15 protein-coding genes and 1 pseudogene are annotated in these 15,751 nt (G+C 28.8%); 4 read left to right on the top strand and 12 right to left on the bottom strand.

The annotated features are described in order from the left end of the window. The first annotated feature begins 112 nt into the window (after positions 1–112). From CXF68_RS14235 to CXF68_RS14225, 3 genes are read left to right on the top strand one after another with little or no spacing between them, the layout of a single operon-like run. Positions 113–1,573, top strand: a complete 1,461-nt coding sequence (locus tag CXF68_RS14235; RefSeq protein WP_101045766.1) for a cryptochrome/deoxyribodipyrimidine photo-lyase family protein — start codon at positions 113–115, stop codon at positions 1,571–1,573. Continuing rightward, positions 1,570–1,701, top strand: coding sequence for a DUF2256 domain-containing protein (locus CXF68_RS14230; protein ID WP_101045764.1), 132 nt, complete (start codon positions 1,570–1,572; stop codon positions 1,699–1,701). Before CXF68_RS14235 ends, CXF68_RS14230 begins: the two co-directional genes overlap by 4 nt. After that, entirely contained in the window at positions 1,702–3,180 is a 1,479-nt protein-coding gene (locus tag CXF68_RS14225) for a cryptochrome/photolyase family protein (RefSeq protein ID WP_101045762.1), read from the top strand. A gap of 606 nt (positions 3,181–3,786) precedes the next feature. Here the strand turns inward: CXF68_RS14225 and CXF68_RS21215 are convergent. The 11 genes and pseudogenes from CXF68_RS21215 to CXF68_RS14170 all read right to left on the bottom strand — a co-directional run. Then, positions 3,787–3,975 (bottom strand): annotated as a pseudogene (locus tag CXF68_RS21215) (DUF3732 domain-containing protein); the annotation flags it as partial. 145 nt (positions 3,976–4,120) lie between these two features. Beyond that, positions 4,121–5,203, bottom strand: a complete 1,083-nt coding sequence (locus CXF68_RS14215) for an STM4014 family protein (protein ID WP_101045758.1) — start codon at positions 5,201–5,203, stop codon at positions 4,121–4,123. Between the two features lie 4 nt (positions 5,204–5,207). Continuing rightward, the gene (locus CXF68_RS14210) at positions 5,208–6,317 is read right to left on the bottom strand and encodes a WGR domain-containing protein (RefSeq protein WP_101045757.1); all 1,110 of its coding nucleotides are present in this window, start codon (positions 6,315–6,317) and stop codon (positions 5,208–5,210) included. After that, a complete protein-coding gene (locus CXF68_RS14205) occupies positions 6,314–7,186 on the bottom strand; it encodes an STM4011 family radical SAM protein (protein ID WP_101045755.1) in 873 nt (290 codons plus the stop codon). The genes CXF68_RS14210 and CXF68_RS14205 overlap by 4 nt, the downstream gene beginning before the upstream one ends. Then, entirely contained in the window at positions 7,177–8,487 is a 1,311-nt protein-coding gene (locus tag CXF68_RS14200) for an STM4012 family radical SAM protein (RefSeq protein WP_101045753.1), read from the bottom strand. Before CXF68_RS14200 ends, CXF68_RS14205 begins: the two co-directional genes overlap by 10 nt. Next, positions 8,477–9,274, bottom strand: a complete 798-nt coding sequence (locus CXF68_RS14195; protein ID WP_101045751.1) for an STM4013/SEN3800 family hydrolase — start codon at positions 9,272–9,274, stop codon at positions 8,477–8,479. Before CXF68_RS14195 ends, CXF68_RS14200 begins: the two co-directional genes overlap by 11 nt. 71 nt (positions 9,275–9,345) lie before the next feature. Beyond that, the gene (locus CXF68_RS14190; protein ID WP_198553825.1) at positions 9,346–9,975 is read right to left on the bottom strand and encodes an HAD family hydrolase; all 630 of its coding nucleotides are present in this window, start codon (positions 9,973–9,975) and stop codon (positions 9,346–9,348) included. Between the two features lie 515 nt (positions 9,976–10,490). Further along, complete coding sequence (locus CXF68_RS14185) at positions 10,491–11,606, bottom strand: L-dopachrome tautomerase-related protein (RefSeq protein WP_101045747.1); 1,116 nt, start codon at positions 11,604–11,606, stop codon at positions 10,491–10,493. 16 nt (positions 11,607–11,622) lie between these two features. Continuing rightward, complete coding sequence (locus tag CXF68_RS14180) at positions 11,623–12,636, bottom strand: zinc-binding alcohol dehydrogenase family protein (RefSeq protein WP_101045745.1); 1,014 nt, start codon at positions 12,634–12,636, stop codon at positions 11,623–11,625. 14 nt (positions 12,637–12,650) lie between these two features. Next, positions 12,651–13,436: a glycine betaine ABC transporter substrate-binding protein gene (locus CXF68_RS14175; protein ID WP_101045743.1), complete on the bottom strand. Its 786-nt coding sequence runs from the start codon at positions 13,434–13,436 to the stop codon at positions 12,651–12,653. A gap of 57 nt (positions 13,437–13,493) precedes the next feature. Continuing rightward, positions 13,494–13,784, bottom strand: a complete 291-nt coding sequence (locus CXF68_RS14170) for a putative quinol monooxygenase (protein ID WP_101045741.1) — start codon at positions 13,782–13,784, stop codon at positions 13,494–13,496. Positions 13,785–14,072: 288 nt separating this feature from the next. On the opposite strand from CXF68_RS14170, the gene CXF68_RS14165 reads away from it, so the two are divergent. Next, positions 14,073–14,957: an AraC family transcriptional regulator gene (locus CXF68_RS14165; protein WP_101045740.1), complete on the top strand. Its 885-nt coding sequence runs from the start codon at positions 14,073–14,075 to the stop codon at positions 14,955–14,957. Between the two features lie 90 nt (positions 14,958–15,047). Here CXF68_RS14165 and CXF68_RS14160 read toward each other — a convergent pair whose 3' ends face one another. Then, on the bottom strand, positions 15,048–15,647 hold the full coding sequence (locus CXF68_RS14160) for a DUF6642 family protein (protein WP_101045738.1): 600 nt from the start codon (positions 15,645–15,647) through the stop codon (positions 15,048–15,050). Positions 15,648–15,751: the final 104 nt, after the last annotated feature.

The following is a 15,751-nucleotide window of genomic DNA, read 5'->3' as shown; positions in this document are numbered from 1 at the left end:
AACGTGTTTACCTTTAAAATAACAAGTGATAATGAAGTGAAAAGGGTATTTTCTATAAAAGACTACTCCCCTTCTTTTTCCTGTTAGGAAAAACTGTAAAAAAATTACATTTTTGAATATAAAACCCGTAAATATAGTTTGGTTAAAACGAGATCTTAGGCTACAAGATCACGAACCTTTGCATAAAGCAGAACAAAAAGGTATTCCCTATATTATAATTTACTTTTTTGAACCCAGTATTATTAAATATCCAGATACTAGCCCTAGACATTTACAGTTTGTATACCATTCCCTAAAATCACTTAATAAGGGTTTAGAAAACTATAATCGTAACGTGGATGTGTTTTATGGAGAAGCTATTGATATTTTTAATTTTCTTAATAAACATTACAGTATTCAACAACTTTTTAGTTATCAAGAAAGTGGTATAAGAAAAACTTGGCAACGTGATAAAAAAATCAACGAATTTTGTATTAAAAACAATATTTATTGGGAAGAAAGCCAACGTGATGGTATTATAAGAGGCCTTAAAAATAGAGACACTTGGAATAAGAGATGGCATGCTACAATGCACACACCTCTTCTAAAAAATAACTATTCAGTTTCAAAACTTAATAAATTAGAACATTCATATATATTACCTCAAAAATTAGTATCTAAGCTAGAAAATTATCCTAAACACTATCAACCTGCAGGCGAAGAAAACGCCTGGCGTTACCTTAAATCTTTCACTCAAAAAAGAGGATTTAATTACCATAGACATATATCTAAACCTACGGAAAGTAGAATAGCTTGTAGTCGATTATCTCCTTATTTCGCTTGGGGAAATATAAGCATCAAACAAGTCTTTCATTTTGTTGGTACGCACCCTAATGGAACAGCAAATAATCGTGCCTTTTCTGGAATGCTAACGCGTTTACATTGGCATTGTCATTTCATACAAAAATTTGAAGTAGAATGTACTTATGAAACACTTTGTGTAAACAAGGGCTATGAATTACTAGAACACAAAAAAAACGAGTTCTTTATTAAAGCTTGGAAAACAGGACAAACAGGATATCCACTTATAGATGCGTGTATGCGTGCTGTAGAACAAACAGGATGGATTAATTTTAGAATGCGCGCAATGGTCGTTTCTTTTTTAACCTTAAATTTAGATCAAGATTGGAGAGATGGTGTATACCATTTAGCTTGTCAATTTTTAGATTATGAACCAGGTATTCATTATCCTCAATTTCAAATGCAAGCAGGAACAACAGGTATTAATACAGTGCGCCTTTATAATCCTGTAAAAAATTCAGAAGAACATGATCCGAATGGTGTTTTTATAAAAAAATGGATTCCTGAATTAGCAAATGTTCCAGAAGCATATATACATGAACCTTGGACAATGAGCCTTATGGAGCAAACCTTTTGTGGTGTAACTATAGGAATAGATTACCCTGCTCCGATAGTAGATCTTAAAGCAAGTGCTAAGTTAGCAAGAGATAAAATTTGGGGGCATAAAAAACATCCAGCAGTTAGTGCTGAAAAAAATAGAATTTTAGCAACTCACGTAAATAAAAACCGATGAAGAAAGAGCATTTACCTCAAAAGATATGTTTGGTTTGCGGACGACCATTTACGTGGCGAAAAAAATGGAAAAAGAATTGGGAAGAAGTAAAGTATTGTAGTGAACGTTGTAGAAGAAATAAAGCATAAATGAAAACAATAAATATAATTTTCCCACATCAACTTTTTGAAATATCTCCTCTTTTAGAGAATGGTTATCCTATATATATTATTGAAGAATTTCTATTCTTCAAGCAAGTCAATTTTCATAAACAGAAAATTGCATATCATAGAGCCACAATGAAACATTATGAAGCTTTTTTAGCTTCTAAAACTATTGAAGTTAGTTATATAGAATCCATAGAGAATATTTCTGATGTTAGAAAATTAATTCCATTTTTAAAATCAAAAGGTATTACTAATCTTAACTATATAGACCCTGTAGATAATTGGCTTCAGAAACGAATTGAGAAAGGTTGTACTGTAAACACTATTGAAAGAACCGTTTTTGATTCTCCTTTATTTCTTAATAAGAAAGATGATTTACAACCTTTTTTTAGAAGTGATAAAAAGAAATACTATCAAACATCTTTCTATACAGACCAAAGGAATAAAAGAAATATTCTTATAGAACCTGACGGAAAGCCTACTGGAGGAAAATGGACTTTTGATACTGAAAATAGAAAAAAATATCCAGCAAAAAAAATACCACCCGCTATTCAGTTTCCAGACGTAGATTCATTTTTTAAAGAAGCACTGAGCTACGTAGCTAAGAACTTCACAGATAATATAGGGAAACTTTCAGAAAATTCTTTATACCCAACAAATTTTGAAACCAGCAAACAATGGTTTCAACAATTTTTAGAACAACGCTTCTTAGAGTTTGGTACTTATGAAGATGCCATTGTTGTAGAGAATTCTATATTAAATCATAGTGTTTTAACACCTATGCTAAACGTGGGTTTAATTACTCCAAAAAATATTATTGAACAAAGCATTACTTTCGCGAAAACTAATAATATTCCTATCAATTCACTGGAAGGTTTTATTCGTCAAATAATAGGTTGGCGAGAATTTATACGTGGTGTGTATGAAAGTCGAGGTAGTGATGAACGTACACGTAATTTTTGGGGATTTACTAAAAAAATTCCTAAATCATTTTATGATGGAACAACAGGAATTTATCCAATAGATGAAACCATTAAAAAAATACTAGAAACAGGATACTGTCATCACATAGAACGTTTAATGGTTTTAGGCAACTTTATGATGCTTTGCGAATTTGATCCAGACGAAGTATACCGATGGTTTATGGAACTCTTTATAGATAGTTACGATTGGGTTATGGTACCAAATGTATATGGAATGAGCCAGTTTGCTGATGGTGGATTAATGGCTACAAAGCCATATATAAGCGGTAGTAACTACTTAATGAAAATGAGTAATTATAAAAAAGGGGAATGGCAAGCAGTTTGGGATGGTCTTTTTTGGCGATTTATGGATACGCATCGCGGTTTCTTCAAGAAAAACCCTAGGTTAGGAATGTTGGTTTCTATGTTTGATAAAATGCCACAAGAAAAAAGGCAACAGCATATTAAAAATGCAGAAGATTATTTAATTAAACTTTAATAATTATCATTGTTTATTTTTTTATTAGAGTATAGAATTTTGATTAAATAGAATACCATTGCATACACATTGCCACTTCACTCCTATCGTCGTCTCGGGTAAAGCGTGTTTCATTACATTTTTAAAGAAATTTTAGGAAAGAAAATTTGAGAGTTTATAATTTCGCTTTTACCAAAGAAAATTACATAACGCAGAACATTATAGTACAAATAATATCATATTCAGTTTTACTATTGAAATCTAGCTTGTAAACTATAATTCTATATTATGTTAAACATCCCAGAATATTCTTATTTATATACAAACTCTATATTACTTGGGTTATTAAACTTGGCATTTGTGAGAATATTATATTCTGTACAATGGGTTCATCATTTTTTTAATAAACGATTGTTAATAAGTATTGTAACTATATATTTGTAGTCATATTATTAGACATTATGTAAAATTTCCTCTTGCCAAAATCATTCATATTGTATTTAAAAACGTTTGCAACCTCAAGTATGATGTCTTATTTAAACACCAATGTTAATTAAGTTATAATACTGAAAGACTCTAAAGTCTAAAAAACTATATTTAACTTAATCATTCATCGGGAATAAGAGTTTAATCCTCTTTGTCATCTCCCCTTCTAAAAACTTTATGTATTGAATCAAATCTTGATTGGTCAAAGAATAAAAAATTTAGGACTGGGTGTGAAGTATCTCTTAAAAAAAACTTTAATGCCAATGCATTAGATATATGATATGCCATATAATTTGAACCGCTTCCTATTTCCCAAAGAAAACCTTCTCTTTTATTGCCTAAAAAACTTAAGAGTTAAATTTATGATGTCTAGTTCTACTGGGGTATTTACAGCTTTCTTCTTTTAAATATTTTCGAATAGCGTTCTATTGATGATTGTTGTTCTTCTCCTAGAAGAATATCTTGATACATAATATTATTCTAAAAAAACTTGTAAACTTTCTAACTCTTGCTCATAAGTAGATTTTTGTTTTTTGTTTACAATTTTTAAAAGCATATCTCCAAAAGAATTGACTTCTAACACATAAACTTTTCCTTTTTTACTTAATAGAATATCGATACCAGCATAATGTAAACCAGGAAAACAAGTCATTGTTTTTATTGCTGCTTGTTCTATTTTATTTATAATTTCTTCCGAAAGGTTTAAATCTTCAATTTTAAGTTTTTGATTTCCTAAATGCAAATTTGTAATAGCTTGACGACTTCCTCTTGGTACAATAAATTCTACTTTTTTATTAATAACTAACACTCGAAAATCGACATTCATTTTATTGAACTGCCATTTAGGAATCCATCTTTCTATTTGCAGTGGATTGGTATTCATTTTATTGAAAAGTTCTCTAATTTCATTTGGTTTATTATAAACTTGAATTTTAAGGCTGTTATAATGCTTGTTGTTATTTTTTTTAATTGTACTATAAGCTATTTGTTTTTTTGTACCATTGCTACGCAAAGCTATAATTCCAGATGCCGAAGAACCTGCGCTTGGTTTTATAAATACTTGATGTATTTTTTTGGTTTTCATTTCTGCCAAAAGTTCATCATAATTAGAAGAATTTAAAACTTCTGGACAATTTATGTTATTTGCTATTAGTAAATTTTGAGTTAATTTTTTATCAAAAGTTAATGCAATGTCTTCAGGATTATTAATAAAATTTAAATGGAAATCATTTTCAAAACTTTTAATTTTCATTAAAAGTTTTTCCCAACCGATATGCCAATTTTTAAAATTTGAAATCAAACCAAAATCTTCTTCTATTAGTTTGAACTTTTCTTTAGTACTTGAAAACGACAATATAGCTTTGTAAGTTTCAAAATCTTCACCTGCAGATTCTAACCTTACAACATAATTTATTTCGCTATCTAAAGTGAAATTGTCTTGAATAATATCTAAATAAGAAATATGAAGGTATCTTAAATTATTTTGCTCCAAAACTTTCTTCCAGAACATAGCTCTACGTGAAAGTTTTGGAGCAATTATAAGGTGAATAATATCCATAAAATTATTCTCCTACTTCTACATAATAATATCTATCTTCCTCGTCTTCATCTTCATCGTGCTCTGCCCAAGATCTATCAAAATCTCCATTTTTAAATTTAACAGTCAATTTTTCTATCATTTCATCAGTCATAAAATTAAACACACATCTTAAAGATTTTAATGTTGAAAGCTTATCATTTGCCAATAAAGATTCGCCACCTTTATTCGTTAAAACACCCATAGAAAAATCTAATGTTTCTATTTTATCAATAATTGGATGATTTTTAAATAATTTTACTATTTGATCTTGAATATCAGAATTCATTAAGCCTAAGAACTTTAATTTAGGCAAATCCATTCCTGAGATTAATTTTTCTACAGTTTCTGCTTTTACAGTCCCTTCATAATCTTCAGTACCTAACCATAATTCTAAATGCGTTAAGTTTGGTGAATTTTGTACTGAAGCAATTATTTCTTCTAATAACTCATTACTCATACCACCAGTTTCAATTCTTAATTGCTTCAAATTAGGTAAATTAAATTTACCTAATTCTAAACCATTTCCACCTCTAAGTTCAAGCGTTTCAATATTAGAAAATTCCTTTAAAAATTTTTCATAACCTGTTTGGATTATCCAAGACATTTCATTTTCTTCCGATTCTATGTCTCCTATATAAAAATGCTTTACCGCTTTAAATTTTTCTTTATTGGCAATAATAAAATCTAATGCATTATCTGGACCAGAATCATGCTCTCCCCACATTCCGATAACTATTTTAGTAACTTTATCACAGTTTTCTTGTGTTATAAAACTTGCTAATTGCTCTAAAACTGTTCCATCGGTTACATCATAATCTTGAAAAAATTTATACCCTTTTGAAGCATTTACCTTAGCACCAACTTTATATTCTGTAGCTGAAGGTTCTAACTTTCTTTGATAACCTTTATTAATTTTCTGGACAACTAATTTTTGAGCTTCTTTTAAAGCTTTTTCTTCGCTATCAAAGGTCTTTACCTGTTCTCTTCCATCAGTTCCTATTTTACCGTATAGCACAGTAAATTGATTTCCGACAACTTGAATTTGCCAAAATTTTTGCGATTCATAATCTTTGTATTCTAAATACTCTTTCATATATTTTTGTTTTTAATGTTTTTTATTTTTGGAATGCGCACCATCAAATTTTCAGTATATATCTCTTCTAATTTTAATTCATTAAAATTAATATAACCTATATAACACCTACATCCTGTATTCGTACAGTTTTCTTCTTTTTTTATATCATTTAAATCATCTTCATAGATGTTTCCAATTTTATTTTTTATAAAGTGACATCTAAAGACGTCTCCATTTCCGTTTATAGAAAAGCTGGAATAACCTGCTTTACATTTCTTTCCTAAGGTGTCATATACTTTATTATTAATAGGAAACAGATGATCTTTATCTGTTAACCATTTTTTTTCTGATGCTGTATAATAATTTTTTTCTCTTTTGTAAGCATTTACCCAAATATACCTTTCTGAAACAGCTTTTTTCAAATTTTCTATGGCTTCAAAATGATCTTTTACGCCTACTACACCTATACTAAAATCTATATTCATAGCAATCAATTTTTTACATTTTGCTACAAATTTTTCAAAGGAAACTTCATTTGGATGATAGGTAATCCATAAAGCAAATTTTTCTTTATTTACGTTTTCTACCCATTTCAAATTGCAAGCCAAATTGGTTTGAATAGCTATTTTTTCTACATTTTCAATATGACTTAAAGCTACCATAGTTTCTTGGTAGTATTTTCTAATTAAGCCTTCGCCCCAAGGTGTAATAAGTATAGAAAGTTTCTCTTTCCTTTTAGAAACCCAATTTGTAAATTTTTCTAAAGCAATTTTATCTTTCAGTAATTCTTCTTTAGTGTTTTTCTTTTTGGCAAACGGACAGTAAGGGCAATCATAGTTGCAACTATCTAAAAAACCTCTGTATAGAATATTCCATTTTACTTCCATGAATACTGGTTAATTAAATTTATCGTTTTTGAAGAATACAAAGCAGGACCTATTACATCTTCATAACACATTCCTTTTAAAGTCAGGCGAAAAATGTTGTTTTTTACTTCCTTCATCAATTCATTTTCTATTAAATAATTCAGAATTTCAAACTCATTAAAAGCATTAGACTTAAAGGTTTTTTCATAAATACTTACATCAAAAATTCCACCATCTGTAATAGATTTTATTAAGAACCTTCTTTTCTGTTCATCTTCATCTAAATTGATTCCATGTACTATTTTTTCATAACTTTCTTTTTGGCTATAGGTATCTATAATGGTTTTAATTTCTTTTTTTGCTACGGCATAATCTGTGCTATAATGAAAATCAGAAGTATAAGAACGTGCACCTGCTCCAATACCTATCATTCCATCTAAAATATTGTTATATCCTTCATTATTTTTGGTATAATCTGTTCCTGTCTTTCTAAAACATCTCATGCTTGTTTGCTCATAGCCTGAAGACAAAAGTTTATCTCGAGCTGCCAAATATAGTTGCTGTCTGTTTGTATTATCTTTTACACCTTTTTTTCCTAAGCCTGTTAGCTGACGCAAATAAAGTGGATATAAAAATATTTCAGTTGGTGCAAAACTGATTGTTTTTTCTACTGAATACAGAAAACTTTCAACCGTTTGCTCTTTTACACCATAAATTAAATCTAAATTAAATTCAGGAATTTTAGATTGAGCCAATAAATTTACGGCCTTTTCGGTGTCTATAATATTTTGTGGTCTTCCCAAAGCTTTTACTTCTTCTTCTTTCCAAGATTGAATTCCCAAACTTAGTCTTGCGACACCAAAACTTTCTATGAGTTCTATTTTTTCTTGATTCAATGTTTTTGGGGAAGCTTCTATAGAACCATAATATTTTGAAGTATTTACACCAAACTTGTTCATTCCATCTAATAGAAAATTTAATTCTTCTACATTCAAAAAAGTAGGTGTACCACCGCCAATAGCAAAATTTTTAAAATTTAAACTGGGTACTTCATTTCTATAAGTTTGCATTTCTTTATGAATACTTTCTAAATATAATTTCACACCTTCTTTTGGATTGGCAACAGTAAATAAGTTACAAAAACCACAACGCATTTCACAAAAAGGGATATGCACATAATAAAACAAACTATCTTGTTTTTGAGTTGACCATATTTCAGATAAACTTTTTTCTACAACTGTCCTATAAGCCAGTTTGTGAGGATATGAATACGTATATCCTTGGTAAAAGTCTTCTGTTTCAAATATTTCTTTAATTTTCATTTCCTTTTATTAATTCTAAATATGGTACTTTCATTACATTTTGATGTCCGTTTCTATGTCCCCAGTGTTCATCTTCTCCATAGGAAGTACCATGGTCGCTACAAACGATTATTATAGTTTCTCGTTTTCTATTTTGCAGTGCTTTTTGTAAAATTTCTAACTGAGAATCTACATATTCTAATGCTGCTTTTTGAGAACAAAGATCATCTTCTTTGCTTGGATCTAAATAAATATTGGTAGGCTGATGTGTAGCAGATACATTTACAAATAAAAAAACTAGTTTATCAGTTTTTAAATGTTTTACTGCTGCATTTAGTTGATTTTCTGTTGAATTTTGCTCTGTAACGCTAAATGATCTATTCCACTCACTAAATTCGAACATGGAAGGAAAAACATTACTAATAGCTGATTGCTTATTGAAAAAACCTACACCACCAATACAAACTGTATTATAATTTCGGTTTTTTAATGCTTCTACAATCGTAGCTTCATCAAAAACAAAAGTATTTTCTACCGTAGATTCACTTCCATGAAAAGCCGCAGAAAATAATCTTGGAGTAATTTTTTGTTTGATTTTGGTTGGTAAAAACCCAGCAAAAAATGCTTGATGCGCTGGAAAAGTAAAACTTGCAGGACTATATCTTTCTTCCCATCCGTTTTTTGGTAACCATTTAGCAAAATTCGGCAATTTACCTTCTAAAAATAATTGTTGCGCGACATCATACCTTAACGAATCAAGGGTAATAAATACTATATCAGTATTTGGTATGGCGGTTTTTACATTCATCTTTTAAATATAAACAAATATTGTAATTTTAGGTTTTTAAATATATATATTTACAATTATAGCCATATAATTTATATATATAACAGACTTTCTAATTCATTTATATTTTGAATTTCAAAATCTGTATTTACTTCTAATTCTCTGTTGAATTTCAACCAAATAGTTTCCCAATTATTTTGTTTAGCTCCTAAAACATCATTAATTGGATCATCTCCTATCATTACTGTTTTTTGAGTATTTGAAATACATTTTTCAATCATGTCAAAAAATTGTTTGTTTGGTTTTTTACATTTCATTTTTTCAGAAATAAATATATTTTTACTATTAATTATTTCCAATAAACCACTTTTTTTAAGCTTATTCATTTGATTTTTTTCTCCACCATTGGTAGCAATAAATAACTGATGGTTTTTTGACAATTTTTTAAGTAGCTGAATTGTTTTAGGGTCTTTATCTATATGAAAATGTAACTCATTTGCACATTTATTTATTAATAAATCAGGCGTGAAATCTAAAGAAAAATTATTGATTAACCATTTATAAAAAAATTCTCTTGGTGTATAACCCCAATTATCTTTTTCTAAAATAATTTTCCAATCAAAAAAATTATCATTTTCAATTTTTAAAAATGAAGCCAACCATTTTTGATATGCTTTATTTCTATTTATTAAGGTATTATCTAAATCAAAAACTAAATTCATAGGTGTAAATATAGCCCATTCCATACACATTGCCACTTCACTTCTATCGTCGTTTCGGGCAAAAAATATTCCATTACATTTTTAAATAAAATTTTTGAGAAGAAAAAAGTAGTAGTTGATAACTTAGCTTTTACCTAAGTAAAGTTATATAACGCAGAACATTATAGTACAATTATATAATATTTAGTTTTGCTATTGAAATCAAGTTTGTAAGCTGTAATATTAGGTTAAATTCCCTATAGTATTTACGTTTCTATAAAATCTTTATTACTGGAATTATTTAACAATGGTTTTAGGTATTCGTGAGGATTAATATTCTTACAATTATTCATGATTAGAATAATTAGATTGTTTTATAAAGCCAAATGGTTCTAATATTTTTTTTACACACAATTATCCATCACTTACCCAACGCTAAAAATAATTATAACTCTCAACAATAGAATCATAATTCTATTGTTGAGAGTTATTCGAATAAATTAAGATTATTTTTTTTTGATAATTACTATTTATTATCATCTAAAAGAAACTCCATTTACAATTGGTTTAAATCTAAATATATAAAACGGTTTTGTAGATAAATCTTTGCCATTATTAAAAATGGCGCCTTTGTTTACTTGTGCTGCAGAAACGTACATATAACCATCTACATGATTATAACTTACACCATCTGGCCAAACCATATTTTTATCTTTAGTCACAGTTTTCACTCTTTTATCTTTTGCTAAAATTACGACTACACTTTTAGTTTCTAAAGCAGTGAGGTAAATGTTTCCTGCTGTATCTATACTCATTCCACCATTGTTTGGTTTTTCAGAATAGGTTTCAATTTTACTATCTAATTCAGCTTCAGTAAAAACTTCGTTTACTAAATCTACTGTTTTAATTCTGTAAATTTTTGTTCCGTTTAGTGGGCCATAATAAATGTATTCAAAATTAGCATCGGCAGTAATACCATCATTACCAACTAATAAATCTTTACCATTTACCGCTAAATGCTTTCCTTCAATTATTGTAGGTGCGTGTTCTGGTAATGTACTACGTGTACCTTCTAACAAACGACGCGTTTTGCCAGTTTTCATATCTACAATAATAAAAGCAGCATTAGTACCATCTCCTCCATTACCAATACCTTCATCAGCTATAATAAAATAACCATTTTTGGTATCTACAACCATATCGTTTGGTTGTGATTCCTTTGGTACTGATGATTTTGGTAAATAATAGATGCGTTCCAATGTATTGGTATGTGTATTCCAACCCACAATTTTTGGTGTTACATTATTGCGTTGTGCCATATCTAACATCCATACAATTCCGTTTTTATCATTTCTAATTCCGAGAACATTACTTAAATAATTATCGTCTGTATCTCTTGGTGTATTCCATGCTTTATTAGGAAACGGTTTGCTTTCCTTGGTTTTAGCATCCATAATCATTACTCTATTTTCTGGTGCAAAAAAAGGATGATGACTATATACTAAATTACCAGAGTTTGTAAATGTAATATTACCAACTGCCTGATTTGTTGTCGCAAATATTTCAGCTTCAGTTATATAAGTTTGTGCATTTGTATTATTTATATAAAATAACACAATGGTTACAGCTACGAATACTTTTTGTATGCTCATTATATACGTGTTAAGATTAGAATAAAATAACTGTTTTACCTATAGATTTACTTGACTCTTGTAGCTCATGCGCCTTTTTCAAATTTTCAACAGAAAACCCTTCAAGAGTTGTTGATAAAGTAGATTTTAAAGTACCATTGTCTAATAAATTTGCAACATTATTTAAAATTTCATGTTGTCTATCCATATCATCGGTGTTAAACATAGAACGTGTGTACATTAATTCCCAAGAAAAAGTAACACTCTTAGATTTCATAATATTTAAATCTAAAGGCTTAATACTACCTGTAATAGAAACAATATGTCCTTGTGGTTTGATAATTTCTGCAGCTGTTTCCCAATAGCCTTCTAAATCTACAAAATCTAAAATGTAATTAACCTGAGGATGCCCTATTTTTTCTAATTCTTCTTTTAAATGATGATGATTCACTACAAAATCAGCACCTAAATCTTTACACCACTGTATAGAATCTGGTCTAGAAGCTGTTGCTATTACTGTTAGATTTCCAAGCTTTTTGGCTAATTGAATAGCAATTGAACCTACTCCACCTGCACCAGCTAATACTAATATAGATTTTCTTTGGTCATTTTCTGGATTAACTCTTATTCTATCAAATATCGCTTCGTAAGCAGTTAAGCTTGTTAATGGCATTGCAGCTGCTTCTGCTATTGTTAGATTTTTGGGTTTATGACCAACAATGCGTTCGTCAACTAATTGAAATTCTGCATTACTACCACTTCTAGTAATATCACCAGCATAATATACAGCGTCTCCTACTTTAAATCTAGAGGTTTTTTCTCCTACTGCTTCCACAATTCCAACAGCATCCCATCCAATAACCTTTGGCGTGTCTAATACTTTATCTTTAGCAGCAGTTTGTCTTATTTTAAAATCTACTGGGTTAATAGAGTTCGCTTGTACTTTTACTAATAAATCAAATCCTTTAGGAGTTGGTTTTTCAGTTTCAAATACTATAAAACTGTTTTGTTCTTTTATTGGTAATGATTGTTTAAATCCTATTGCTTTCATTGTATTCTATATTTTTAATTGCGGTTATTTAACCATTTTTTTGTTACTTCATCTATATTTTTACCTTCACGAGACACTTTGTAATCTAATTCTGCTATGATATCGTTGGTAAATTGTAAACTATTCAATTTTTCTAACTGTGCTATTGTAAATAAATTTTCTTTGTCTTTACGTAATAATAAAACCGCCTTATCTACAATGCCTAAAAGTTCTTTTGGTTCTTTAAGTTCTCTAATGTTATATTTATAATGTAAAAATTGAGGTTTCCAAAGCGGAACAATCACCCATTCTTTATTTGCAACAGCATTCTCAAAAGCACTAAAACAATTTTCTTCTGTACCTATATGAAATCTATAGCCTGCATGACTAAGTTTGTAATCGTTCATCATCTGAATAGAAAAACGAGTGATTCCTGCTCCTTGATTTATCCCTTGAATATTTTTATTCATTTTGGAAATTACACTTGGTTTTAGTAAATCTACAATTTCTGAAACCTCTTCTTCTGGTACATAATCTGGAACGCCCCAAAGCGCATAGGGTTTGTAATGCAAGCCCAACTCTAACAAAGGAACTTTTTCCTCAACATTACTTTTATATATTCCGTGACTAGAAGGCAACCAAGCGGAAGCTAGCATAACTATTTCACCTGTATTTAAACGCTCAAAATTTTCTTGGTGTGGTGCATAAGAACGTTCTACCTCAAAACCCATTTTTACTAATGTATAAGCAACTAAAGACGCTGCAACACGATGAAAAGATAAATTAGTTACACCAAGAGTGATTTTTTTATTTGATTTCATGACTATTTATTATTGAAAAGAATAGCGTATTCAAAAATGAATGTACTATTCCAGTTATTAACCAATTACAGTCATTTCGTTTAATACAAATTCTTCAACAGCTCCATCAGTAACTTTTAAGTATTCTGCTAAATGCACGTTATTCATGTGTACTTGCCACAACTCTTTACTTTCCCAGTTTTCATGGAATAAAAAAAGATTAGGGTTTTTATTATCTTGGTGTAAATCGTAGTTAATACACCCTTTTTCTGCTCGAGTAATAGGAATTAATTTTAGTAATTCGGCTTTTACAAATTCTCTTTTTTCTTCTTTTGCTACTATTTTCGCTACTATTGTTAATCTGTTCATATATTATTTATTTTTAAAATTTTGTTTTTATAACTAAATAAAGTTCTATAACTACATTTTCACTTTCTTTGTTTAATTCAAAAACTTTAATAATAGCTAAAAACAAGGATTCATTGTAATAAATAGAGTTGTTTTTTAATTACACTACAAAGTTACAAGTACAATACAGTACTTGTTAGGTATAAAAAAAGGATAGTCATGTACATTTAAAGGTTTATGGTAGAATATTTGCTAAAACAATTCATTTTTATCTAAATTTGTATTGTTATATTTATAAAAAACACAATAATGCAAGTATTAGAAGCCTATAAACCTTTTAAAATACAAGAAATAGAATTAACAGAATGGAAGCAACGACCTGTTAAGAATAATTTTTTTGAATTGGTTCTAATTAAAAGTGGTGAAGGTACACAGTGTATAAATTATAATGATTATACCTATGACAAAGACAGTATGTTCTTATTACCTCCATTAAAATGTCATTCGTTTAATCTAAAAAAGCCTACAAAATTTGTGTTTTTAAAGTTTACAGATTCGTTTTTTAAAAACATAAATAATGTTTCAATAGATAGAAACGAATGGTTTAAAGAAGCTTCTTATATTTTATCCAACTACAATCAATTACCGGGAGATATTATTAAGAATGATATAGATCGAAATTATCTTAAGAGTCTAATAGAGATGATCTTACAAGAATCTAGAAATTACGGAAATGAATCTATTTCCTTAATCACTAGCTTAATGACAAGTATTTTAGAACTATTAATTAGAAATATTAAAAAAGGAGCTTATTTTGAAGTCCCTAAAAATAATTCAGATGATAGAATTACAAGAATCCTAACATACATTAATGAAAATATCAATAAAACTGAATTACTGAAGATTGAAAACTTAGCTGATGTTTTTATGATGTCACCAACTTATGTAAGTGAGTTTTTTAAGAAGCAAATTAGTATGTCATTACGTGAATATATTATTAAAGCAAAGTTGAAATTGGTAGAAATACGTTTGTTAAATTCTGATTATACATTAACACAAATTGCAGACGATTTAGGTTTTACAGATGTGAGTCACCTTTCAAAAACCTTTAAACGTTATACAGGAGTAACTATACGTGAGTTTAAAAATAATGGAGAGTATATGCTTTTAAAACGTAGTGTATGTGTAGGCTAATTAAAATTCACACTCCTATCTTATCATCTTAATCTAATAATTAAAATATATACAAATTATACTTCATCATTATATTAATAAAGTCTTATTTTAGTAATACAATCTAAAATCAAGTAGTTTACATATTTTGTAATATTTTTGATGTAACTCTTCTACAACTTCTAACATATTTTCATCTTCTTTAAATAAGTTAAAGAAAGCGATATCTAAATTTGAACTAGTAACTCCATTAAACTCATTACCATAGCCAGAAATAGCCTTTGCACCCGTAATATCCAAAAAATACTGCGCTTCTTCTTCGTCTAAATCTAAAACTTTTGCATTTGAAAAATGTAAAATCTTTCCACTTAATCTTCCTTCAAAAATTTCTGCAATTTCTTGTAAACTATAATAGTAGTCATTTAAACAAATACTGTTTGCTTCACCTGTTATAACCATGTATATTATTTCATAATCATTAAAATTATGATCATCTAAAAGCAATGCATTTAAGCTAGTTTCTAGACCTTCAATAGTGTCGCATGTTTTATAAATACTGGCTACCCCATATTGCATGGTCAATTGTTCTAATTTTTTTTGTGTTTCGGTAACATCGTCCGTTTCTATATCATGAACCGCTTCTAAACAGTAGATAAAATAATCTGTATCTATAAATTGTTCTTGGGGTAATTGCTGTCTTTTTTTAAACAAATTTCAGGATTTATGTAAAATATATAAATCACAAAAATAAGATAAGTCTTTTATTATTTAACAAATAATATATTTATTAGTGCTTCACTCCTATTGTTCTTATG

It is taken from the genome of Tenacibaculum sp. Bg11-29 (genome assembly GCF_002836595.1).
Lineage (GTDB): Bacteria > Bacteroidota > Bacteroidia > Flavobacteriales > Flavobacteriaceae > Polaribacter.
The sequence above is the reverse complement of the archived record's forward strand: the minus strand, read 5'-3'. Positions and strand labels throughout refer to the sequence as shown.

Coding starts and splice junctions, on each gene's coding strand:
- CXF68_RS14190 (WP_198553825.1), bottom strand. CDS start 9,975: ATGAATTTAGTTTTTGATTTAGATAATACCTTAATAAATAGAAATAAA.
- CXF68_RS14205 (WP_101045755.1), bottom strand. CDS start 7,186: ATGGAAGTAAAATGGAATATTCTATACAGAGGTTTTTTAGATAGTTGC.
- CXF68_RS14180 (WP_101045745.1), bottom strand. CDS start 12,636: ATGAAAGCAATAGGATTTAAACAATCATTACCAATAAAAGAACAAAAC.
- CXF68_RS14215 (WP_101045758.1), bottom strand. CDS start 5,203: ATGGATATTATTCACCTTATAATTGCTCCAAAACTTTCACGTAGAGCT.
- CXF68_RS14175 (WP_101045743.1), bottom strand. CDS start 13,436: ATGAAATCAAATAAAAAAATCACTCTTGGTGTAACTAATTTATCTTTT.
- CXF68_RS14225 (WP_101045762.1), top strand. CDS start 1,702: ATGAAAACAATAAATATAATTTTCCCACATCAACTTTTTGAAATATCT.
- CXF68_RS14210 (WP_101045757.1), bottom strand. CDS start 6,317: ATGAAAGAGTATTTAGAATACAAAGATTATGAATCGCAAAAATTTTGG.
- CXF68_RS14185 (WP_101045747.1), bottom strand. CDS start 11,606: ATGAGCATACAAAAAGTATTCGTAGCTGTAACCATTGTGTTATTTTAT.
- CXF68_RS14170 (WP_101045741.1), bottom strand. CDS start 13,784: ATGAACAGATTAACAATAGTAGCGAAAATAGTAGCAAAAGAAGAAAAA.
- CXF68_RS14195 (WP_101045751.1), bottom strand. CDS start 9,274: ATGAATGTAAAAACCGCCATACCAAATACTGATATAGTATTTATTACC.
- CXF68_RS14200 (WP_101045753.1), bottom strand. CDS start 8,487: ATGAAAATTAAAGAAATATTTGAAACAGAAGACTTTTACCAAGGATAT.
- CXF68_RS14230 (WP_101045764.1), top strand. CDS start 1,570: ATGAAGAAAGAGCATTTACCTCAAAAGATATGTTTGGTTTGCGGACGA.
- CXF68_RS14165 (WP_101045740.1), top strand. CDS start 14,073: ATGCAAGTATTAGAAGCCTATAAACCTTTTAAAATACAAGAAATAGAA.